The organism is Streptomyces vinaceus (assembly GCF_008704935.1).
In the GTDB taxonomy this organism is placed as follows: domain Bacteria; phylum Actinomycetota; class Actinomycetes; order Streptomycetales; family Streptomycetaceae; genus Streptomyces; species Streptomyces vinaceus.
This window is the reverse complement of record NZ_CP023692.1, coordinates 6,587,255-6,608,496: the sequence shown is the minus strand read 5'-3', so window position 1 is coordinate 6,608,496 and position 21,242 is coordinate 6,587,255. Positions and strand designations below refer to the sequence as shown.

The following is a 21,242-nucleotide window of genomic DNA, read 5'->3' as shown; positions in this document are numbered from 1 at the left end:
CTTCGTGAGGGCGGTTCGGCGAACAGGAGGCCGGTGGTGGAGGAGCACACGGGGGACCGGGGAGCAGACCGCAAAGCCCCTGCCCGGGCGGGGCTGAGCCGGCGGCGGCTCGGGGGGCGGCTGCTGGCGCTGGGCGGGGTGCTGCTCCTGCACGCCGCGCTGCCCGGGGCCGCGGGGGCCGCGGGCAATCCGGCCGAGCGCCGGGCGCTGCAGGGGCTGCGCCTGCGGTACGGGTCCGCGCGGCAGGCGGGACTGGTGGAGAAGCACCTGGAGGCGGCGGCCGACGAGGCCCGGCGCTTCCTCGGCCCCTCCCCCGAGCACCCCTATTACGCGGGCGCCGTGCTGCTCGCCGGCCGGGGCCGCACGATCGCCCTGCACCGCGCGATGGGCGAGGCGGTGCGGTACGCGGACTACGACGGCCGTACCGACCGGGTGCGGGAGTTCCCGGCGGCGCAGCGCATCCCGATGGCCGAGGACACCGTCTTCGACCTGGCTTCGCTGACCAAGCTGTTCACGTCGCTGCTCGCCGTGCAGCAGATGGAGCGGGGGCGGCTGGAGCTGGAGGCCCCGGTGGACCGGTACCTGCCCGAGTTCACCGGCGGCGGCAAGGAGCTGATCACGGTGCGCCAGCTGCTGACGCACACCTCGGGGCTGCGTTCCTGGGCCCCCTTCTACCAGCAGCCCACCCGTGCGGGACAGTTGAGGCTGCTGTGCGGGGTGCGCCCGCAGGACACCCCCGGGACGGTGTACCGGTACTCGGACCTCAACCTCATCGCGCTCCAGCTGCTCCTGGAACGGATCACCGGTCACACTTTGGACCTCCTGCTCCACGACGAGATCACCGCTCCCCTCGGGATGCACCGCACGCGCTACAACCCACCGCTCTCCTGGCGCCGCGTCACCGCCGCCACCGAGATCCAGCGGCCCCCCTGGTCCGGACTGGACCGCGGACTGGTCTGGGGCGAGGTCCACGACGAGAACGCGTACGCCCTCGGCGGCGTCGCCGGCCACGCCGGCATCTTCGGCACCGCGTTCGACCTGGCCGTCCTCGCCCGCACCCTCCTCGACGGCGGGGTCTACGCCGGCAAGCGCATCCTGCGCCCCGCCTCCGTCGAACTGCTCTTCACCGACTTCAACACCGCCTTCCCCGGCGACGACCACGGCCTCGGCTTCGAGCTCTACCAGCACTGGTACATGGGCGCCATGGCCACCCCGCACTCCGCCGGCCACACCGGCTTCACCGGCACCTCCCTGGTCCTGGACCCCTCCACCGACTCCTTCCTCGTCCTGCTCGGCAACTCCGTCCACCCCGTGCGCACCTGGCGGGCCGGCAGCGCGCCCCGCGTCGCCGTCGGCAACCGCTTCGCCCGGGCCGTCCCGGTCCGTACGAAGCACGGCGGCCCGGCCTGGTTCTCCGGCATGGAGACCGGGGGCTCCGGCACCCTCACCCTGCCCCCGCTGACCCCGGCGACGGCCGCGGCCCGGCTGCGCTGCGCGGTGTGGTGGGACACCGTCCCCGGCGAGGGCGCCTTCCACCTGGAGGCCTCGGCCGACGGGTCGGCCTGGGAGCCGCTGCCGTTCAGTACGCTGCGCTCGACGGGCGGAGCCCCCGAACAGTGGCCGCGGGCGAGCGCCGGCGGCTGGTCCGGCCGGATCTGGCACCGCCTGGAGGCCCCCCTCACCGCCTGGGCGGGCCGCCCGGTCCACCTCCGCGTCCGATACGCCGCGACCGGCCGTTACGTGGGCCGCGGGGTGTACGTCGACGTCCTGCGCGTTTCCGAGCCCGGCCGCCTCCTCTTCACGGAGGACCGGCCCGCCGACGCCTCCCGCATCGACGCCGTCGGCTGGACCCGCTCCACGGACTGAGACGGCGGGGGCACGGGGCGCGGCGCCGGGCGGGGCCTGCCGCTGCTCCTCAGCCCTGGCGGATCAGGCAGAAGGGGTGGCCCGCCGGGTCCGCGTAGACGCGCCAGTCGTCGGGCACGGCGCCGGTGCGGGCGTCCAGGAGGGCGGCGCCGCGGGCCAGCACCTGCTCCTGCGCCCGGTCCAGGTCGGCCACCGCGAAGTCCAGGTGGAACTGCTGGGGGTGGGCGGGGTCCGGCCAGCGCGGCGGGCGGTGGTCCTCCACCCGCTGGAAGGCGAGCACCTGGCCCGACGGGACGTGCAGCGTCGCCCAGTGCTCGTCGAGCGTCCAGCGCGGGTCCGGCCGGTTGACGGTCCCGCCCAGCACGTCCCGGTAGAACTCGGCAAGCCGCAGCGGCTCGGGGCAGTCCAGCACGACACACTGAAGTTCGGCGATCACGAGCCGATCCTGGCATAAAGCCGTGCCCGGCGGTGTTGGTGGTCGTTGAGTTTCGTTGACTGTTCAACCCCCAACAGCTCGGCAAGCAAAGGCAGGTACAGGCCATGGCGAACACCGCGATCGACTGGGACCACCCCAAGGACCCCAAGCAGGGCACCTGGCAGCTCGACCACGTCAAGCAGTACGTCGCGTCGAACGGGGCCGAGGGCCACCACTGGAACGGCACCCAGACCCTGCTGCTCACCACCGTGGGCCGGGTCTCCGGCAACGCCGTGCGCACCCCGCTCATCTACGGCGAGGCCGACGGCCGCTACCTCATCGTCGCCTCCAAGGGCGGCGACCCCGAACACCCGCTCTGGTACAAGAACCTGACGGCCCACCCCGAGGTCCGCATCCAGGTCGGCCCGAAGGTGCTCCAGGGGACGGCCCGTACGGCGACGCCCGAGGAGCGCGCCGCGTACTGGCCCGTGATGGTGAAGCACTGGGCCGACTACGACGAGTACCAGAAGAAGACGGACCGCGAGATCCCGATCGTCGTCATCGAGCCCGCCGGAGCCGCCGCGTAACGGCGGTCAGTGCCCCAGGACGGCCATCGCCGCGTTGTGGCCGGGGACCCCGCTGACGCCTCCTCCGCGCACGGCGCCCGCGCCGCACAGCAGGACGTTGGCGTACGGGGTCCCCACGCCCCAGCGGCCCGCCGCCGCACCACGGTCCTCCTCGTACGGCCACGACAGGTCCCGGTGGAAGATGTGCCCGCCGGGCAGCCGCAGTTCGCGCTCCAGGTCCAGCGGGGTCTTCGCCTCGATGCACGGGCGCCCGTCCGCGTCGAAGGCCAGGCAGTCGGTGATCGGTTCGGCCAGGTGGGCGTCCAGCTGCGCGAGGGTGCCGGTCAGCAGCACCTCGCGCGTCTGCTGGTTGTCCTTCTCGAACAGCCGGGCCGGGGTGTGCAGGCCGAAGAGGGTCAGCGTCTGGTACCCCTGCTCCACCAGCTCCGGCCCGAGGATGGTCGGGTCGGTCAGCGAATGGCAGTAGATCTCCGAGGGCGGCACCGAGGGCAGTTCCCCGGTGGCCGCCTCGGCGTGGGCCCGGGCGAGCTGCTCGTACCCCTCGGCGATGTGGAAGGTGCCGCCGAAGGCCTCGCGGGGATCGACCGAGGTGTCCCGCAGCCTCGGCAGCCGCCGCAGCAGCATGTTGACCTTGAGCTGCGCCCCCTCGGGCGCCGCCGCCGGGGCCTGCCCCAGCAGTTCGCCCAGGGCCCGCGGCGAGGCGTTGACCAGCACCGTCCGCGCGACGACCCGCCCTTCGCCCGTCGCCGTACGGAAGGTCACCTCGGCCGGCGTCCGGCCGTCCGTCTCGATCCGGACCACCTCGTGCCCGGTCGCGATCTCGGCCCCGGCGGCCCGGGCCGCGGCCGCCAGCGCGTCGGTGAGCGCGCCCATCCCGCCGACCGGAACGTCCCAGTCCCCCGTACCGCCGCCGATCACGTGGTAGAGGAAGCAGCGGTTCTGTACGAGCGAGGCGTCGTGCGCGTCCGCGAACGTGCCGATCAGGGCGTCGGTGAGCACCACGCCCCGCACCAGGTCGTCGGCGAAGTGCTCCTCGACGGCGCGCCCGAGCGGCTCCTCGAACAGCATCCGCCAGGCCGCCTCGTCGTCGATCCGGGCCCGCAGCTCCTCGCGCGTGGGCAGCGGTTCGGTCAGCGTCGGGAACACCTTCTCGGCGAGCCGTCCGGTCCGGCCGTAGAAGGCGCGCCAGCTCTCGTACTCCCGCTCCGAGCCGGTCAGCCGCGCGAACGACTCCCGGGTGCGGGACTCCCCGCCGCCGACGAGGAGTCCGCCGGCCCGCCCGTCGCGCTCGAAGGGCGTGTACGAGGACACCGTGCGCTTGCGGACCGCGAACTCCAGCCCCAGGTCCCGCACGATCTTCGCCGGGAGCAGGGAGACGAGGTACGAGTAGCGCGAGAGCCGGGCGTCGACGCCGACGAAGGGGCGGGTGGAGATCGCGGCGCCGCCGGTGTTCCCGAGCCGCTCCAGGACCAGCACCGAACGGCCCGCCCGGGCCAGGTACGCGGCGGCGACCAGTCCGTTGTGCCCGCCGCCCACGATCACGTCGTCGTATACATCGTGCCCGAAGCTCGTCATGGCTCTTGGTAACACACCTGACCCAGCCGCTCCAGACAGTGTGCCTCGTCGGCGTGGGCCGCGACCGTGTCCGGGTGGTCGTCGCCGAGGGAGCGCTCGCGGATGCCGGAGAGTTCCCGGTACACGGGCAGGGCCTCGTCCCAGCGGCCGAGCCGGCCCAGTCCGACGGCGAGTTCGCGGCGGCTGACCAGGGTGTCGGGATGTTCGGCGCCGAGCGCCTTGGCCCGGGCGGCGGCCACCTGCCGGGCTTCGGCCACCGCCTCCTCCCAGCGCTCCAGCCGGCCCAGGTTGACGCCCAGGACGTGCCGGGCGCGCAGCGTCTCGGGGTCCGCGGCCCCGTACGCGCGGGTGCGGTCGCGGACCAGGCCCCGGAACAGGTCCAGGGCCTGGGCCGCGTGGCCGGTCCGGCCGAGCGCGATGCCGACCTCGTAGCGGGCGGCGAGGGTGTCCGGATGGTCCCGGCCCAGCACCCGTTCCCGTACGGCGGCGACGTGGCGGAACCCGTCGAGGGCCTCCTGCCAGCGGCCCTGGCGGCCCAGCGCGTACGCGGCCTCGTACCGGGTCAGCAGCGTGTCCGGGTGCTCGGCGCCCAGCACCGCCGCCCGGTCGGCGGCGACCTCGGCGGCGGTGCGGTGGGCGTCGGCGAACCGGCCCAGCGCGCCGAGCGCGCAGGCCAGGCTGTGCCGGCAGCGCAGCGTGTCGGGGTGCAGCGGCCCCGTGGCCCGCTCCCGCGCGGCGAGCACGGCGCGGTAGACGTCGTGCGCCTCGCGGTGGCGTCCGAGCCGGCCCAGTTCGTACGCCGCCTCCTCGCGGGCCGCGAGGGTGTCGGGGTGGTCGGCGCCGAGGACCCGGGCGCGCCCCTCGGCGACGGCTTCGTACCCGGCCAGCGCCTCTTCGGGCCGGCCCGCACGACTGAGGGCGAACGCCCGGGCGTGACCGGCGGCGAGCTCGTCCGGCCCGGGCGCCTCGGCGGGGCCGGGCGCGAACGAGGCCGGGCTCGGGATCCCGTACGGGGCGGTGAGCCGCGGGTCCTCGGCGGCCGCGGGGCGCAGGATCCGGTGCTCGCCGCTGGGGCGCCCGGCGGTCCAGGAGCCGGTGAGCACGGCCCAGGCACCGCTCGCGGGGCGTGCCTGCGTGCCCGCCTTGCGGCCCGCGGTCATCCCTCGGGCCCAGGCCGGCAGCGGCGCCTGGGCGCCGGGCAGGCCGCCCGGGCCGACGCGGCCCTCGACGAGCCGCCGGTGCAGGTGGCGGGCATCGCCCGGGCGGTCCTCGGGACGCTTGGCCAGCAGGTCCAGGACCACCTGCTCGAAGTACTCGGGCAGTTCGGGCCGGTGCTCGCGCAGCGGTACGGGTGCGTTGTCGCGGTGGCCGACCAGCACCGACCAGGAGTCGCCGAGGTCGAAGGGCGGGGCGCCGGTGGCGATCTCGTACAGGACGCAGCCGAGGGAGTAGAGGTCGCTGCGGTGGTCGACCTCGCCACCCGCGATCTGCTCGGGCGACATGTAGTGCGGGGTGCCCATGGCCATGGCGCCGCCGGTGAGCTTGGCGGTGAAGCCGATGTCGTGGGCGAGGCGGGCGATGCCGAAGTCGCAGATCTTCACCGTGCCGTCGGTGAGCCGCATGATGTTGGCCGGTTTCAGGTCGCGGTGCACGACGCCCTGGTCGTGGGTGTAGCCCAGGGCGGCGGCCAGTTGCTCGGCGGTGTCGACGACCACGTCCACGGGGAGCGGGCGCGTCTCGTTGTCGTCGAGGAGCTGGCTGAGGTTGCGGCCGTCGAGGAGTTCCATGACGAGGTAGAGGGGGCCGCCCGCGGCGCTGTCGTCGCCGAAGTCGTGGACGACGGTGACCCCGCGGTGCTGGAGGGACGCGGCGACGCGCGCCTCGCGGCGGAAGCGTTCGCGCAGGACCTGGGTGAAGTGGTTGTCCTGCTCGGGTCCGAGCGGTTTGAGGCATTTCACGGCGACCTGTCGGCCGAGCGACTCGTCCCGGGCGCGCCACACCTCGCCCATGCCGCCGCGCCCGATCAGATCGAGTGACCGGTAACGGCCCTGGATCAGTCTGGACTCCGCCATGTCTTAAAGCCGCCCCCGTTGTCGTGCTCCGTCCTACGCCCTCCCCGGCCGGTCCAGTATGGCCGCTGATGTACGCAGTGTGTACGCCGAGGGGCGGCTCCCGGGGCCCATGCGGCGCATCGCTTTCAAGATGTGACCTGGAGGCAGCTGCCACCGCAGACCTGCGGGAATGCTGCGCAGCAGGGTACCGGTGAGGCGCAGGCGACGGGTGATGACGGAGGCCGGTGGCGCCGGCCTCCCGTAGAGCCGGTGCGCGTAGCCGGGGAGGGAACCGTAGGCCAGTTCCGCGACCGGGCGCCACAGCAGGTTTCGGCCAGGGACGAGGAGGGCAGGGGTGGGCGGGCTCCGCAGGAAGGCGATCACGGCGCGGGCGTCGGGTCCGGCCGCGAGCTCGGGGCGGACCTCCTCGAAGTACGCGGCGAGGGCTGCCGTGTCGGCCGGGACCCGTGCCGGGTCGAGGCCGACGAGGCGGGCGCCCACCCGGTTCTCGTCCACGTAGCGGTCGGCCTGGGCGGCGGTGAGGGGGACCCCGGAGCGGCGCAGGACGTGCAGGAAGCTGTCGATCTGCGCGCAGTGCACCCAGAGCAGCAGTCCGGGGTCGTCCACGGGGAACCGCTCGCCGGTGGCGGGGTCGGTCGCGGACAGGTTCCGGTGGATCCGGCGGACGCGGGCGCCGGCGCGTTCGGCGGCCTCGGTGGTGCCGTACGTGACGGTGCCGACGAAGTCGGCGGTACGCAGGAGCCTGCCCCAGGCGTCGGAGCGGAAGTCGCTGTTCTCGACGACGCCGCGGACGGCGCGGGGGTGCAGGGCCTGGAGGTACAGGGCGCGGACCCCGGCGATCCACATGATGGGGTCACCGTGGCACTGCCAGGTGACGGAGGCGGGGCCGTAGAGCCCGGGGTCGGGGCCCGGCGGGGTGGTCGGCGCGGATGCGCTGCCTCGGCTCGCGGCCATTTCCGGTACCTCCCGTATCGCCCGTAACTCCCCTGCGGCTCCCGGATCGCCCCTCCGCTCCAGCCTACCGAGGCACGGCGGGCCGGAGCAGGGGTGCGCGACGGGTCAGCCGCAGCGGTCGACCCGCACCTGGTTGGTGATCTTGTTGGCCGACACGAAGCCGCGGACGAAGTTCAGGCGGCCGGTGTACGGGTTGTATCCGGGGCCCTCGACCAGGAACCAGCGGTTGGTGCCGTTGGCCCACGCCCCGTCACGCCAGCAGCGCATGGTGACGGTGACCCCGCCGAAGATGCCGCCGATGAGGGCTTGCGGCGCGAACGGGCTGTCGTAGGCGGGCGTGAGGCTGTTGGTCTTGGGCGGATTGGCCGCCCCGGCCGGGGTGGCTGCGGTCAGCGCCAGTACGGCGCCGGCCGCGCCGACGGTCGCGGCGCGCCCCCAGCGCCGAAGCCGCCGTGTGCGGATGGACTTCACGTGCGTGATTCCCCCTCGGTGGTGTGCGGCTCAGGCCGAAAACGGCCTGTGGGCGACCGATTCTGTCGGTCGCCCACCGGCGTGTCAGGGGGCTGGACCCCGGCGCGCGGAAGCGCGCACACCCGCCGCCGCACCACCCCGAGCGCCCCGCGGGGCAACGGCTACTCGGCCGCCGGCTTGCCGGGCTGGTCGTGCGTCGAGCAGTGGATGCCGCCACCGCCGGAGGCGATGGTGTCGATCTTCACCGGCACGACCTCCCGCTGGGGGAAGTGCTCCCGGAGGATCCCCTTCGCCCGGTCGTCCGCCTTGGCGTCCCCGAACTCCGGCATGAAGACGGCGCCGTTGGCCACGTAGAAGTTCGCGTACGTGGACACGAACGCGTCCCCCCGGCCGGTGATCCTGTCGAGGTCGGGCTGGGGCAGGTCGACCACCTCCAGGCGCTTGCCGCGCGCGTCGGTCGCCTCCTTGAACACCGTCCTCGCCTGGTCGGCCGCGCGCGACCAGACGTCCGGCGGCGTGCCGGGGAACGCCTGGTCCAGGAGGACGACGCCGGGGGCGGTGAACCGGACGAGGCTGTCCACGTGCGCGTCCGTGATGTCCTGGCCGCGGACCCCGGCGAGCCAGATCACCTTCTTGACGCCGAGGGTGCTCTTGAGCTCGGCCTCGATCCGGTCGCGGCTCTTGCCCGGGTTGCGGTTCTTGTTGACCACCGAGCTCTCGGTGACCAGCAGGGTGCCCTGGCCGTCGGTCTCGAAGGAGCCGCCCTCGGCGACGAGCGGGGCCTGCACGCGATCGATGCCGTACTGGGCGAGCAGGACCCGGCCGACCTGGGCGTCGTTGCGGTGCTCCTGCTTGTTGCCCCACCCGCTGAAGTTGACGTCGATGCCGAGCAGCTTGCCCGGCTCCTCGACGAAGACGGGCACCGTGTCGCGCGCCCACAGGTCGTCCACCGCGACCGGGATCACCTCGACCTGCGAGCCGCACGCCCTCTGCGCCGCCGCCTGCTGGTCGGGGCGGGCGAGCATCACGACGGGCTCGTACGCGGCGACCGCGCGGGCCACCCGCGCGATGTCCTCCCGTACCCCCGGCAGCTGTTCGTACCAGACCCGGTCCAGCGCGGGCCAGGACATGAAGGTCCGTGCGTGGCTCTCCCACTCGGCGGGCAACCTGCGGCCGGCCGCCGTGATCGTGCCCGGGCTCGGCGCCGTCGAGGCGTCGGCTCCGGCATCGCCGGAATCGGCCGGGGCGCAGGCACCGGCCCCGAGGGCGAGCGCCCCGCCGATACCGGCGAAGGCCCGCAGAGCGGAACGACGGGACACGGAAGAAGGGGAGGTCATGCCTCCACTCTGCCATTGACTGAATATTCAGTCAATCCGCCGACCGAGTCATGCGCCGCGGCGGTAGTGGTCGACGGAGACCTCGTGACGGGCTGGTGGTCGGCGAGCCCCTGCCGGCCGGGAGGCAGGTGGACCACGGCCGCCCGGTGGATCTCCTGCCGGCGCCGAAGCCGTGCGACCACCGGCGCCCGGAGGTGGTGCGGGGCGGTTACCCGGGGGCGGTGGCGATGGGGGCATGACGGCTCTCCCGGCGACGAGGGCGGATCGGAGGCTGTGCGGTCGCCCGAGCGGCCTCGGATCCCATCCGGCTGGAATTTCGGTCAGGAAGGGGTGCGTAGGCGTCATGCGAGCCCAGGTAGGGTGTCGGCGTGGCGGACCGTCGAACAGCAATCATGGAAGGGGCCGCGCGGGTCATCGCCCGACGCGGCGTGCGCGGCCTGCGCGTGGAGGAGCTCGCCGCCGAGGCGGGCGTGTCCACGGCGTTGATCTACTACCACTTCAAGGACCGCGCCGGAATCCTGCGCGCGACGCTGGAGTTCATCAACGACCGCGCGGGACGGTACACCACGGAGCGGGAGCCCGACGCTCCCCCGCTGGACGCCCGGGGCGAGCTGGAGGAGACCCTCCTCCTCGAATTCCAGGACAGCCCCGAGGTGCGCGAGAACAGCACGGCCTGGGGAGAGCTGCGGGCGACGGCGGTCTTCGATCCCGACCTGCGCGAGGACCTGGCCCGGGCCACGCTCGTCTGGGTACAGGAAGTCGGCGAGCTGCTGGGCCGGGTCCGGCCCATGGCGGGGGCCGCGGCGCTCGCCGGCGCCGCCGAGCGGCTGACTGCCCTCGTCGAGGGCCTCAGCTCGCGCTGGCTGAGCGGCAGCCTGCCCCTGGCGCACGCGCGCGAACTGACGACCACGGCCATCGCGGCCGAACTCCGGCACCTGGCGCAGCCGGGCGGCTGAGCCGCCCCGGCAGCAGCTCCCCCACCCTCTGAAGCCCCCGCCTCCGGGCGGGGGCTTCCGTTCACCTCGGCTATTGACTGAATTTTCAGTCAATGACAGAGTCGGGACATGAGCACCTCCCACGACACCAGCCGCTCTCTCCTCAGCCGCCTGTTCGGGCCCGCACAGCCCTCCCGCAGGCGCGTCCTCGGCGCCGCGGGTCTCGGCGCCGCGGGGGTGGCCCTGGGCTCCCTGGCCGCGGACCCGCAGCGGGCGAGCGCGGCGGTCCCGGGCCGCTGGGTCGACCGGGACGACGCACCGCACGCACGTACCTGGATGTCCTGGCCTTCCCGGTCCTCCGTCTGGGGCGGCCGGCGCCTCGCCGGCGTACAGGAGGACATCGCCCTGATCGCCCGGACCGTCGCCCGCTACGAACCCGTGGTCCTGTGCGCCCCCGACGCGTACACCGCCGCCCGGGCCCGCTCCCTGTGCGGAGCGGGAGTCACCGTCCTCGACTCGATCCCCACGGACGACCTCTGGATGCGCGACACCGCACCGGTCTTCCGCCGGGACGGCCGCGGCGGGCTCGACGCCCTCGGCCTCGGCTTCAACGGGTGGGGCGGCAAGCAGACCCACGCCTACGACGCCGATGTAGCGCGGCTCGTCGCGGACGACCTCCGCCTGCGCTTCAGCCGGACCGGCTTCGTCGGCGAGGGCGGGGCGATCGAGACCGACGGCGACGGCACCCTCATGGCCACGGAGAGCAGCCTGGTCAACAAGAACCGCAACCGCGGCATGAGCCGGGCCGAGGTCGAGGACGCCGTCCTGGACGCGTACGGCGCGGACAAGATGATCTGGGTCCCCGGCATCAAGGGCAAGGACATCACCGACGACCACATCGACGTGACCTCGCGCTTCATACGCCCCGGTGTGGTGATGGTGCAGGTCCCGCCCGCGGACCGCGACGACGTCTGGGCGCGCGACGCCCGCGAGCAGTTCTCGGTCCTCTCCAGTGCCACGGACGCCCGGGGGCGGAAGCTGAGGGTGATCCGGGTGGAGGGCCCCGACACGGTCCGCTCCAGGGACTCCCAGTTCGTCGACTCCTACCTCAACTTCCACGTCGTCAACGGGGCGGTCATCACTGCCCAGTTCGGGGACGCGGTGAAGGACGCGGCCGCCCGGCGCGCCCTGGCGGAGGCCTTCCCCGGCCGGGCGGTCGTCCAGATCGACGTCGACCGGCTGATGGCGGGTGGCGGCGGGATCCACTGCTCCACGATGCACGAGCCGCTCCCGTAAGACCTCCGAGCACGGAAACGAGGCAGTATGCGACTGACACCGACCGAGCGGGACCGGCTGCTGATCTTCACGGCGGCGGAACTGGCCCGCGCCCGGCGCGGCCGGGGCGTGAAGCTCAACGTCCCCGAGGCGACGGCGCTGATCACGGACACCGTGTGCGAGGCGGCCCGGGACGGCCGCCGCCTCGCGGAGGCGATCGAGGCCGGACGCGGCGTCCTCGACGCCGACGACGTGCTGCCCGGCGTGCCCGACGTGGTCACGAGCCTCCAGGTCGAGGCCGTGTTCGACGACGGGACGCGGCTCTGCGTCATCGACGACCCGTTCCGGCAGCGGGGTTCACTCGGCCTCGCTGCCCCCGGCGCGACGCTGCCCGGGGGCGGCGAGGGCTACCACGGCGCCGAACCGACGCTGCGGCTGCCCGTACGGAACACCGCGACGGTGCCGGTCAGCGTCTCCTCGCACTTCCACTTCTTCGAGGCGAACCCGCGCCTCGCCTTCGACCGCGCGGCGGCCTACGGCACGAGGCTCGCCGTACCGGCGGGGTCCACGGTCCGCTTCGATTCCGGGTCCACCGTCTTCGTCGAGCTCGTGCCGATCGGCGGGGCGCGCGTCGCCATCGGTTTCGCCGGACTCGTCGACGGCCCCCTGGACGCCCCCGGCGCCCGGGAGACCGCGCTGGCCAGGGCCCGGGCCACGGGCTACCTCACCGCGTACCAGGAGCAGGCATGAGTGGCAGCATCTTCGACGCCGCCGGGTGTCACGGCCGGCCCGGGGCGTTCCCGGGCGACGGCACGGACCCGTACGACTACGTGGCCGTGCACGGCCCGCGGGCGGGCGACCGGGTGCGCCTGGGCGACTCGGGTCTCATCGTGCGCGTCGAGTCCGACTCCCAGAAGCCGGGCGACGAGTTCCTGGCCGGGTTCGGGAAGACCGCCCGCGACGGACTGCACCTGAAGGCCGCCGCCGTCCGCGAGACCTGCGACCTCGTCATCAGCAACGTCCTGGTCATCGACGCCGTACTCGGCATACGCAAGACCAGCATCGGCATCCGGGAGGGCCGCATCGCCTCCATCGGGCGGGCGGGGAACCCCGATACGCTCGACGGGGTCGAGGTCGTGGTCGGCACCGGGACGACCATCGTCTCCGGCGAGGGCATGATCGCCACCGCCGGGGCCGTCGACACGCACGTCCACCTGCTCTCGCCGCGGATCATGGAGGCCTCGCTGGCCTCCGGCGTCACCACGATCATCGGCCAGGAGTTCGGCCCCGTCTGGGCGGTGGGGGTCAACTCCCCCTGGGCCCTGCGCCACGCGTTCAACGCCTTCGACGCCTGGCCCGTCAACATCGGCTTCCTGGCCCGCGGTTCCTCCTCGGATCCGGCCCCGCTCGTCGAGGCCCTGGCCGAGGGCGGCGCCTCCGGCTTCAAGGTCCACGAGGACATGGGAGCGCACACCCGCGCCCTCGACACCGCCCTGCGGGTGGCCGAGGAGCATGACGTACAGGTCGCCCTGCACACCGACGGTTTGAACGAATGCCTGTCCGTGGAGGACACCCTGCGCGTCCTGGACGGCCGCACCATCCACGCCTTCCACATCGAGGGCTGCGGCGGCGGACACGTCCCCAACGTGCTCAAGATGGCGGGCGTGCCGAACGTCATCGGCTCCTCCACCAACCCCACCCTCCCCTTCGGACGGGACGCGCTGGCCGAGCACTTCGGCATGATCGTCTCGGCGCACGACCTCAAGGTCGACCTGCCCGGCGACGCCGCCATGGCCCGCGACCGCATCCGGGCCGGGACGATGGGCGCCGAGGACGTCCTGCACGACCTCGGGGTCATCGGCATCACCTCCTCCGACGCCCAGGGCATGGGCCGCGCCGGCGAAACGGTACGCCGTACCTTCGCCATGGCCGGGAAGATGAAGGCCGAGCTCGGCCCGCTGGACGGCGAGGGCTCCTGCGGCACGGCGGCGGCCGGCGACGACAACGAGCGCGTCCTGCGCTACATGGCCAAGCTGACGATCAACCCCGCCATCGCGCACGGTTTCGCGCACGAGGTCGGCTCGATCGAGGTCGGCAAGCTGGCCGACATCGTGCTGTGGTGGCCGCAGTACTTCGGCGCCAAACCGCAGCTGGTCCTCAAGTCCGGTTTCCCCGCGTACGGGGTCACCGGCGATCCGAACGCCTCCACCGACCGGTGCGAACCACTGGTCCTGGGACCGCAGTTCGGGGCGCACGGGGCGACGGCGGCCGACATCTCGGTCGCGTTCGTCGCGGAGGCCGCCGTGCAGAACGGCGATCGGATGCCGACGCGCCGGCGCCGCGTGGCGGTCCGCGGGACCCGGGGCATCGGGCCGGGGAACATGCTCCGCAATGCCCGTACCGGCACGGTCGACGTGCACCCCGGCACGGGCCTGGTCTCCCTCGACGGCGAGCCCCTCGTCTCGGCACCCGCCGATTCGGTCTCGCTCAGCCGCCTCTACTTCCTGTAGCCGGCCGCTCGGGGCACCGCAGGCTTCAGCGGTGGTCCAGTTCCACCTCGATGGCGTCCATGAGGAGCCGCCGGGCGTGTTCCAGGGGCAGCGAGCCGCTGAGCCAGCGGACGCTGAGACCCTCCAGCAGGGCCGTCAGACGCTCGGCCGCGGCCGCGTGCGCCGGGGCGGTCCCCATGGGCCGGGCGTGCGCGAGCAGGTCGGCGATCTCGTGCACCCAGGTGTGCGTGGCCTTGGCCACGTCCTCGCGCAGTTCGGCGTCGAAGACGGCACTGGCTCTGAGTTCTCCCCACGCGGTGCTGTTCTCCCGCACCTCCGGGGTGTCCTGGAGTTCCAGGAGCAGCACCTGCGACAGTTCGGCCCTCGGGTCCGCGCGGTCCTCCCCGGGCTCGCGTTCCGCGGTGTAGCGGTCGGCGCGGTCGCTGATGAACTCCAGGGTCCGGCGCAGGATTCCGGCGCGATCGGTGAAGTGGTAGTAGATCAGCGAGGTGGACACCCCCGCTTCGGCCGCGAGCTCTCCCACGCGCAGTCCGCGTACACCGCGGCGCGCGATCACCCGCGTGGCGGCCCTGAGTATTTCCGTTCGACGGTCTGACACGAGGTGTCACTCTACCCGCCGAGCCGGTCACCTGGGGCCATTTCCTGATCGGAAAGTCAGGCACTTTCCCGGCTCCGTGGCCGACCATACTCGCTGGTCAAACGCCCGGATGGCCCCCGCATCCCCGCACGACCGGGCCCGCGAACCCCGCACGGGGCACACGGCTGGCCGAATCAGCGTGCACTTGGCCAGAAGCATTGACTGAATTTTCAGTACGGAGGAGGATGCGGGGCACACGCCCCTCCCCTCCCTTCACACACAGGAGCGACCATGACGGATTTCCGGATGCCGGCCGAGTGGACCGAGCACGAGGGCTGCCTGATGGCCTGGCCGACCCGGCAGGAGCTGTGGGGCGAGGTCTTCGACGAGGTGAAGGCGGAGTACGCACAGGTCGCGGACGCCATCGCGCAGTTCGAACCGGTGACCATGGTGGCGCTGCCCGGCTCGGGACCCGAGGCCCAGGAGCGGTGCGGGGAGGGCGTCACGGTCGTGGAACTGCCCCTCGACGACTCCTGGTTCCGGGACTCCGGGCCCATCTTCGTGCTCGGGCCCGACGGACGCCGGGCGGGCGTGGACTTCCGCTTCAACGCCTGGGGCGGCAAGCACCACCCGTACGACACCGACGACAAGATAGCGGGCGCCCTGCTGGAGCACCTGGACGTGGAGCGCATCGCCTCCCCGATGATCCTCGAAGGCGGGGCGATCACCGTCGACGGCGAGGGCACCCTGATCACCACCGAGCAGTGCCTGCTGCACCCCAACCGCAACCCGGGGATGAGCAAGGAGGAGATCGAGGCCGAGCTGATCGCCCGCCTCGGCGTCACGAAGGTGATCTGGCTGCCGTACGGGGGTCTGCTGGACACCGAGACCGACGGGCACGTGGACGGGGTCTGCGCGTTCGTCGCCCCCGGCAAGGTGGTCGTCCAGTTGCCGAGCGACCCGCTCCATCCCGACCACGAGCGGATGCGGGTCAACCGCGCCGTCCTGGAGGAGGCCACCGACGCCGCCGGGCGCCGCCTGGAGATCGTCGACCTGCCGCAGAGCGCCTTCGTCGAGGTGGCCGGCCGCGAGACCGAGGTGGGCTACCTGAACTTCTACATCGCCAACGGCGGGGTCGTCGTCCCCGTCGCGGGGGTCCCGGAGGACGAGGGTGCGCTCGCCGTCATCGCCTCCGCGCTGCCCGGCCGCAAGGTCGTCGGCGTCCGCACCCGCGTGATCGCTTACGGGGGCGGCGGCGTCCACTGCATCACCCAGCAGGTGCCCTCCCCGGTGCCCGTCGCCGCCTCCCGCTGAGCGCCGAGCAAGGAAGAGAGAGCACCGATGCCGAGATCCCTGACCCGGCCCGCCGCCCGAACCGCGGTCGCCTCCCGCACGGCCGCCGCCCTCACCGCCCTCGCCGCCGTCTCCCTGGCCGCCGCCTGTTCCGGCCCGCCCAAAGGCGGACCGGCCCCCGGGAGCGCCGCGTTCCAACTCTCCGCGGGCACCCCGGCCGCCGCCGGCGAACTGGACTCCTTCACCTGGGCGCTGTACGCCGAACCGCCCACGCTCGACTACGTCTCCGCCTTCGACTACCCGCAGAACACCATCGTCTCCAACGTCTGCGAGTCCCTGATGCGGTGGACCCCGCAGCTCACCATGGCTCCGGGCCTGGCCGAGAAGGCCACCAACCCCGATCCGAACACCTGGGTCTACGACCTGCGCGCGGGCGTGAAGTTCCACGACGGCGGTGTGATGACCGCCGACGACGTGGTCTTCAGCCTCGGCCGGCAGGCCGACCCGGAGGGCGGTTCGGCCTGGAACAGCGACTTCGCCAACGTCGAAGCGATCACCAAGACGGGTCCGCTCCAGGTCACGGTCAAGCTGAAGCAGCCCGATGCGCAGTTCCCCCAGTACATGGCGACCGCCGCCGGGGTCGTGGCCTCGAAGGCCGGGGTCGAGAAGGCGGGCAAGGACTACGGCACTTCGGGCAGCCTCGACTGCACCGGCCCCTTCAAGCTGGGCACGTGGAACAAGGGCCAGTCGATCGAGCTCCAGCGCTTCGACGGTTACTGGGGCACCCGGGCGAAGTCGGCGAAGGCGGTCTTCACCTTCCTGACCGACCCCTCCGCCCGTACCAACGCCATGCTGAGCGGCGAGGCCGACGGCGGGTACCTGATCCCCACGGAGAGCTACGACCGGCTGAGCAGGAGCGGCGCGGGCACCCTCTACTTCGGCGAGGGACTCAGCACGGTCAACGTCAACGTCACCAGCATGAAGGGGGCGCTCGGCGACGTACGGGTGCGCCGGGCCCTGTCCATGGCGCTGGACCGCCGCGGGTTCGTCAAGGCGGGCCTGGCCGGCGCGGGCACCGCCACCAACTCCCTCACCACCAGGGCCGTCTGGGCCGCGGCCCCGGAGGACGTCCGCAAGGCCGCCTTCGACGCGCTGCCGTCACCCGAGCAGGACATCGAGCAGGCCAAGGCGCTGATCAAGGAGGCGGGCGCCACCGGCAAGACGGTGACCATCGCCACCAGCGCGATCGGCCAGGACGTATCGCTGCTGGCCACCGCGGTCCAGGCGGCGGGGAGCAGGATCGGGCTGGACGTCCGGCTGAAGACCATCGCCCCCAACGCCTTCACCGCGCTGTTCACCGACCCCCAGGCGCGCGAGGGCCTGGACATGTTCCCCGAGACGTACTACGACTCCATCACCGACCCGATGGACCTGCTGAGCAACTTCCAGACCGGGGCGTTCCAGAACTACGCCGGGTACAGCGATGCGGCGTACGACGAGCTCGCCACCAAGGCCCGGGCGGAGTACGACCCGGCCCGCCGGATGGCGGCGGCGGCCCAGCTGCAGAAGAAGGCCGCCGACGAGGTCCTGTGGATCCCCGTGGCCGAATGGCCCACGGCGGTCTTCCTGAACAAGAGGATCACCGGGGCGCCCACCACCATCTCGTACCTGTACTCCCCGTGGGCGGCCGACGTCGGGGCGGCCGCGCGATGAGCTTCCTGAGATTCGCCCTGCGGCGGCTGGCCGAGATGGCGGCCACCCTGTTCGGCGCCTCGTTCGTCATCTTCGGCGCCATGTACCTGGCGCCCGGCAATCCGGCGAGCTTCCTGCTCGCCGGACGGTCGGCCTCCCCGGAGGCGCTGCGGGCGATCAACGCCCAGTACCACCTGGACGAGCCGTTCGCGGTGCAGTACCGGCGCTGGCTCGGCCAAGTGGTCCACGGCGACTTCGGCCGCTCGATCACGTACCGCACCGACGTGTCCCGGCTGCTGGCGGACCGGCTGCCCAGCACCCTGCTGCTCATCTCCATGGCGCTCGTCCTGGTCCTGGCGGCGGGCCTGCTGCTGGGCTGGATCGGCGCGGTCCGCGGCGGCGCCGCCGACTCCACCATCCTGGTCACGACCACCTTCGCGATCGGCACCCCGTCCTTCGTGGCCGCGGTCCTGCTCCAGGGCCTGTTCGCGGTGAAACTGCACTGGTTCCCCACCGGGGGCACCGGCGAGGGCCTCGGACAGATGCTGTGGCACCTGACGCTGCCCGCCGTCGCACTGGCGCTCTACCTGATCGGAATGCTCGCCCGCGTCACCCGGGCCGCGATGCTCGAAGTCCTGGGGCAGGAGCACGTCACCGTGGCTCGCAGTCGCGGGGTCGCCGAACACCTGGTGGTCCGGCGGCACGTGTTCCGCAACTCCCTGGGCACCGTGCTCACCACGGGCGGGCTCATCGTGTCCACGCTGCTGGTCACCACCGTCCTGGTCGAGTCCGCGTTCAGCGTCGGCGGCATCGGCCAGCTGCTCGAACTGTCCACCACCACCAAGGACTTCCCCACGGTGCAGGCCATCTCCCTCATCATGGTCGCCCTGTTCATGACCGTGAACCTCTGCGTCGACCTCCTCCATCCGCTGGTCGACCCCCGGGTCGCCCTCGGCCCGCGGAAGCAGGCCGCATGAGCGCCGCCACCGCCCTGCTGCGCCGGCCCGGCCTCGCCCGGATCCGCGGCGCCGGCGCACCCCTGTCCGCCCTCTGCCTGGGCTTCGTCGCCGTGGTCGTCCTCGTCGCCCTGCTCGCCCCCTTCATCGCCCCGTACGATCCGAACGCCGTCGACCTGGGCAACGCCCTGGCCGGGCCGTCCGCCGACCACCTCCTCGGGGTCGACGCCTCCGGGCGCGACACCCTCTCCCGGCTGGTCCTGGGTGCCCGCACCTCGCTCCTGGGCCCGCTCGGCGTGGTCGTCTTCTCCACCCTGGCCGGGGTGGCCGTCGGGACGGCCGCCGCCTGGCGGGGCGGCTGGCTTGACTCCGTCCTGTCCCGCAGTACCGAGCTCGTCTTCGCCTTCCCCGGCATGCTGCTGGCGATCCTGATCGTCTCGGTCTACGGGGAGGGGCTGATGGCGCCGGTGATCGCGCTGGCGATCGCGTACCTCCCGTACGTCAGCCGGCTCACCCGCTCCCTCGTCCTCGCCGAGCGCGAGCGCCCGTACGTGGAGGCCTACCGGGTGCAGGGGCACTCGGGGCTCCAGATCTGCCTGCGCCACGTCGTGCCCGCGGTGGCCCCGGTCGTCCTCGCCCAGTCCACGGTCAACTTCGGCTACGCCCTGATCGACCTGGCCGGCCTGTCCTTCCTCGGCTTGGGCGTACCCGCCCTGACGCCCGACTGGGGCCGCATGGTCTTCGACGGCAAGACCGCCATCCAGTCCGGCTACCCGCTCTCGGCGATCGTGCCGTGCGCGGCCGTCATCCTGACCGTGGTCGCCTTCAACGTGGTCGGCGAGCGCCAGGCCGACAAGGTCGCCAGGAGGGACCGTTGAACCTTTCCGATGCCCCGGACACGCCGGCCACCCTCGACATCCGGGGGCTGCGGCTGCGGCTCCCGGAGAGCGCCAGGCCCGTCCTCGACGGTGTCGACCTCACCGTCGAGGCGCGGGAGACCGTGGCCCTGGTCGGCGAATCCGGCTCCGGCAAGACCCTCACCTCCCGCAGCGTGCTCGGGCTGCTGCCGGCGGGTGCCGAAGCGGAGGGGACGGTGCGGGTGGTGGGCGACGACGTCCTCGCCATGAGCCCCGCCCGGCTGCGGATCCTGCGTACGAGCACGGCGGCCATGATCTTCCAGGACCCCCGGGCCGCCATCAACCCCCTGCGCCGCGTCGGGGACTTCCTCACCGAGAGCCTGCGTCTGAACGCCCGGATGAAGAAGGGGGCCGCGGAGGCCCGGGCGGTCCGGATGCTGGAGGCGGTCGGCCTCTCGGCGGCCGCACTGCGGAAGTACCCGGGGCAGCTCTCCGGGGGCATGCTCCAACGGGTCATGATCGCGGCGGCGCTGATGGGCGATCCGGCGCTGATCCTGGCCGACGAGCCCACCACGGCGCTCGACGTCACGACGCAGGCCGAGGTGGTGGCGCTCCTCGGCGAGCTGCGCGAGAGCTTCGGCACCGGCCTGCTCTTCGTCACCCACGACCTCGGGCTCGCCGCGGCCATCAGCGACCGGGTGTACGTCATGTACGCGGGCCGGATCGCCGAAACGGGCCCCGCCGGGGAGCTGTTCGCGCGCCCGCGCCACCCGTACACGGCGGCGCTGCTCGACTCGACCCCGCGCCTGGACGCGCCGCGGGGGCGGCTCGCCGCGATCGAGGGGCGTCCGCCGAGCCTGCGCGAGGAGGTGGCGGGGTGCCCGTTCGCGGCGCGGTGCGCGTACGCCACCGATCTGTGCGGCCGCGAGGCACCGGCCCTGCTGCCGCCGGCGGGGGGCCTGCCGGGCCATCTCGCGTCGTGCCACCACACCGACCGGCTCGGCGGTGCGCCGGGTGAGCACGGCCGGTCCCCCGCCCCGAAGGAGGGCCACCGATGAGGAAGACCGTGCTGGAGGCCGTCGGCCTGCGGCGGGCCTACGGCCCCGTACAGGCGGTGGACGACGTCTCGTTCCGGCTGGCCGAAGGCGGTTCGCTCGGCATCGTCGGCGAATCGGGCTCGGGAAAGACGACCACCGCCCGCATCGTGGTGGGCCTGGAGCACGCGGACGGCGGCCGGGTCCTCGTGCACGGCCGGGACCGGGGCGACCGCGCGGGCCCGCGCGGCAAGGCCGGGCGCCTCGCGCGGGCCCGCCAGGTGCAGATGGTCTTCCAGGACCCGTTCCTGTCCCTGGACCCGCGCACGACCGTGGGCGGGGCGCTGCGCGAGACCCTGCGGCTGCACTTCCCCGACGCCGATCACGGCCGGCGCATCGCCGAGTTGCTCGACCAGGTGGGTCTGGGGGCCCGGGAGGCGGACGCACTGCCCCGGCAGCTGTCGGGCGGGCAGCGCCAGCGCGTCGCGATCGCCCGGGCGCTGGCGGTGGAGCCCGCCGTTCTGGTGCTCGACGAGGCGGTGGCCGCCCTGGACGTGTCGGTACAGGCGCAGATCCTGAACCTGCTCGCCGGCATCCGCGAACAGACCGGGATCGGCTATCTGTTCATCACCCATGACCTCGGCGTCGTGCGCTGCGTGACCGACGACGTCGTGGTCATGCGACGCGGCCGGATCGTCGAGGCCGGCCCGACCGCTCAGGTCCTGGCCGCGCCGGAACATCCGTACACCCGGCTGCTGCTGGAGTCCGTCCCCCGGCCGGGCTGGGATCCGCGGGGCATCGCGGCGGCCCGCCGGGCCCTCTGAGGCGCGTGCGGG

Annotated in this window: 19 protein-coding genes; 12 read left to right on the top strand and 7 right to left on the bottom strand. The window is 73.2% G+C overall.

Annotation, left to right across the window (positions count from 1 at the left end):
* Positions 1-36: 36 nt before the first annotated feature.
* A complete protein-coding gene (locus tag CP980_RS29800; protein WP_150529491.1) occupies positions 37-1,866 on the top strand; it encodes a serine hydrolase domain-containing protein in 1,830 nt (609 codons plus the stop codon).
* Positions 1,867-1,915: 49 nt separating this feature from the next.
* On the opposite strand, the gene CP980_RS29795 is transcribed toward CP980_RS29800, so the two are convergent.
* Complete coding sequence (locus CP980_RS29795; RefSeq protein ID WP_132758947.1) at positions 1,916-2,302, bottom strand: VOC family protein; 387 nt, start codon at positions 2,300-2,302, stop codon at positions 1,916-1,918.
* A gap of 104 nt (positions 2,303-2,406) precedes the next feature.
* Here CP980_RS29795 and CP980_RS29790 point away from each other — a divergent pair, with 104 nt between their 5' ends.
* Positions 2,407-2,868, top strand: coding sequence for a nitroreductase family deazaflavin-dependent oxidoreductase (locus tag CP980_RS29790; protein WP_099894171.1), 462 nt, complete (start codon positions 2,407-2,409; stop codon positions 2,866-2,868).
* 6 nt (positions 2,869-2,874) lie between these two features.
* Here CP980_RS29790 and CP980_RS29785 read toward each other — a convergent pair whose 3' ends face one another.
* The 5 genes from CP980_RS29785 to CP980_RS29765 form a co-directional block, all read right to left on the bottom strand.
* Positions 2,875-4,443 carry a phytoene desaturase family protein gene (locus tag CP980_RS29785; protein ID WP_150529490.1) on the bottom strand — a complete coding sequence of 523 codons (1,569 nt, stop codon included), beginning with the start codon at positions 4,441-4,443 and terminating at the stop codon, positions 2,875-2,877.
* Positions 4,440-6,515 (bottom strand): serine/threonine-protein kinase, encoded by a 2,076-nt coding sequence (locus tag CP980_RS29780; RefSeq protein ID WP_150529489.1) that lies wholly within the window; start codon positions 6,513-6,515, stop codon positions 4,440-4,442. Before CP980_RS29780 ends, CP980_RS29785 begins: the two co-directional genes overlap by 4 nt.
* Before the next feature lie 33 nt (positions 6,516-6,548).
* A complete protein-coding gene (locus tag CP980_RS29775; RefSeq protein WP_150529488.1) occupies positions 6,549-7,469 on the bottom strand; it encodes an oxygenase MpaB family protein in 921 nt (306 codons plus the stop codon).
* Positions 7,470-7,574: 105 nt separating this feature from the next.
* Positions 7,575-7,940, bottom strand: coding sequence for a hypothetical protein (locus CP980_RS29770; RefSeq protein ID WP_150529487.1), 366 nt, complete (start codon positions 7,938-7,940; stop codon positions 7,575-7,577).
* 161 nt (positions 7,941-8,101) lie between these two features.
* Positions 8,102-9,277 carry an agmatine deiminase family protein gene (locus CP980_RS29765; RefSeq protein ID WP_150529486.1) on the bottom strand — a complete coding sequence of 392 codons (1,176 nt, stop codon included), beginning with the start codon at positions 9,275-9,277 and terminating at the stop codon, positions 8,102-8,104.
* Positions 9,278-9,669: 392 nt separating this feature from the next.
* Here CP980_RS29765 and CP980_RS29760 point away from each other — a divergent pair, with 392 nt between their 5' ends.
* The 4 genes from CP980_RS29760 (at position 9,670) to CP980_RS29745 (ending at position 13,997) form a co-directional block, all read left to right on the top strand.
* Positions 9,670-10,233: a TetR/AcrR family transcriptional regulator gene (locus CP980_RS29760; RefSeq protein WP_123515795.1), complete on the top strand. Its 564-nt coding sequence runs from the start codon at positions 9,670-9,672 to the stop codon at positions 10,231-10,233.
* A gap of 108 nt (positions 10,234-10,341) precedes the next feature.
* Positions 10,342-11,508 carry an agmatine deiminase family protein gene (locus tag CP980_RS29755; RefSeq protein WP_132758941.1) on the top strand — a complete coding sequence of 389 codons (1,167 nt, stop codon included), beginning with the start codon at positions 10,342-10,344 and terminating at the stop codon, positions 11,506-11,508.
* A gap of 27 nt (positions 11,509-11,535) precedes the next feature.
* Positions 11,536-12,237, top strand: a complete 702-nt coding sequence (gene ureA, locus CP980_RS29750) for an urease subunit gamma (RefSeq protein WP_132758940.1) — start codon at positions 11,536-11,538, stop codon at positions 12,235-12,237.
* Entirely contained in the window at positions 12,234-13,997 is a 1,764-nt protein-coding gene (locus CP980_RS29745) for an urease subunit alpha (protein ID WP_229906989.1), read from the top strand. Before ureA ends, CP980_RS29745 begins: the two co-directional genes overlap by 4 nt.
* A 25-nt stretch (positions 13,998-14,022) precedes the next feature.
* Here the strand turns inward: CP980_RS29745 and CP980_RS29740 are convergent, their stop codons facing one another.
* Positions 14,023-14,595, bottom strand: coding sequence for a TetR/AcrR family transcriptional regulator (locus tag CP980_RS29740; RefSeq protein WP_132758939.1), 573 nt, complete (start codon positions 14,593-14,595; stop codon positions 14,023-14,025).
* 270 nt (positions 14,596-14,865) lie between these two features.
* Between CP980_RS29740 and CP980_RS29735 the strand changes: the two genes are divergently transcribed.
* From CP980_RS29735 to CP980_RS29710, 6 genes are read left to right on the top strand one after another with little or no spacing between them, the layout of a single operon-like run.
* Positions 14,866-15,888 carry an agmatine deiminase family protein gene (locus tag CP980_RS29735; RefSeq protein WP_132758938.1) on the top strand — a complete coding sequence of 341 codons (1,023 nt, stop codon included), beginning with the start codon at positions 14,866-14,868 and terminating at the stop codon, positions 15,886-15,888.
* Positions 15,889-15,915: 27 nt separating this feature from the next.
* Complete coding sequence (locus CP980_RS29730) at positions 15,916-17,580, top strand: ABC transporter substrate-binding protein (RefSeq protein WP_150529485.1); 1,665 nt, start codon at positions 15,916-15,918, stop codon at positions 17,578-17,580.
* A complete protein-coding gene (locus CP980_RS29725) occupies positions 17,577-18,536 on the top strand; it encodes an ABC transporter permease (protein WP_150529484.1) in 960 nt (319 codons plus the stop codon). Before CP980_RS29730 ends, CP980_RS29725 begins: the two co-directional genes overlap by 4 nt.
* Complete coding sequence (locus CP980_RS29720) at positions 18,533-19,393, top strand: ABC transporter permease (protein ID WP_150529483.1); 861 nt, start codon at positions 18,533-18,535, stop codon at positions 19,391-19,393. The genes CP980_RS29725 and CP980_RS29720 overlap by 4 nt, the downstream gene beginning before the upstream one ends.
* Positions 19,390-20,430: an ABC transporter ATP-binding protein gene (locus CP980_RS29715; protein ID WP_150529482.1), complete on the top strand. Its 1,041-nt coding sequence runs from the start codon at positions 19,390-19,392 to the stop codon at positions 20,428-20,430. The genes CP980_RS29720 and CP980_RS29715 overlap by 4 nt, the downstream gene beginning before the upstream one ends.
* Positions 20,427-21,230, top strand: a complete 804-nt coding sequence (locus tag CP980_RS29710; protein ID WP_150529481.1) for an ABC transporter ATP-binding protein — start codon at positions 20,427-20,429, stop codon at positions 21,228-21,230. Before CP980_RS29715 ends, CP980_RS29710 begins: the two co-directional genes overlap by 4 nt.
* Positions 21,231-21,242 lie beyond the last annotated feature (12 nt).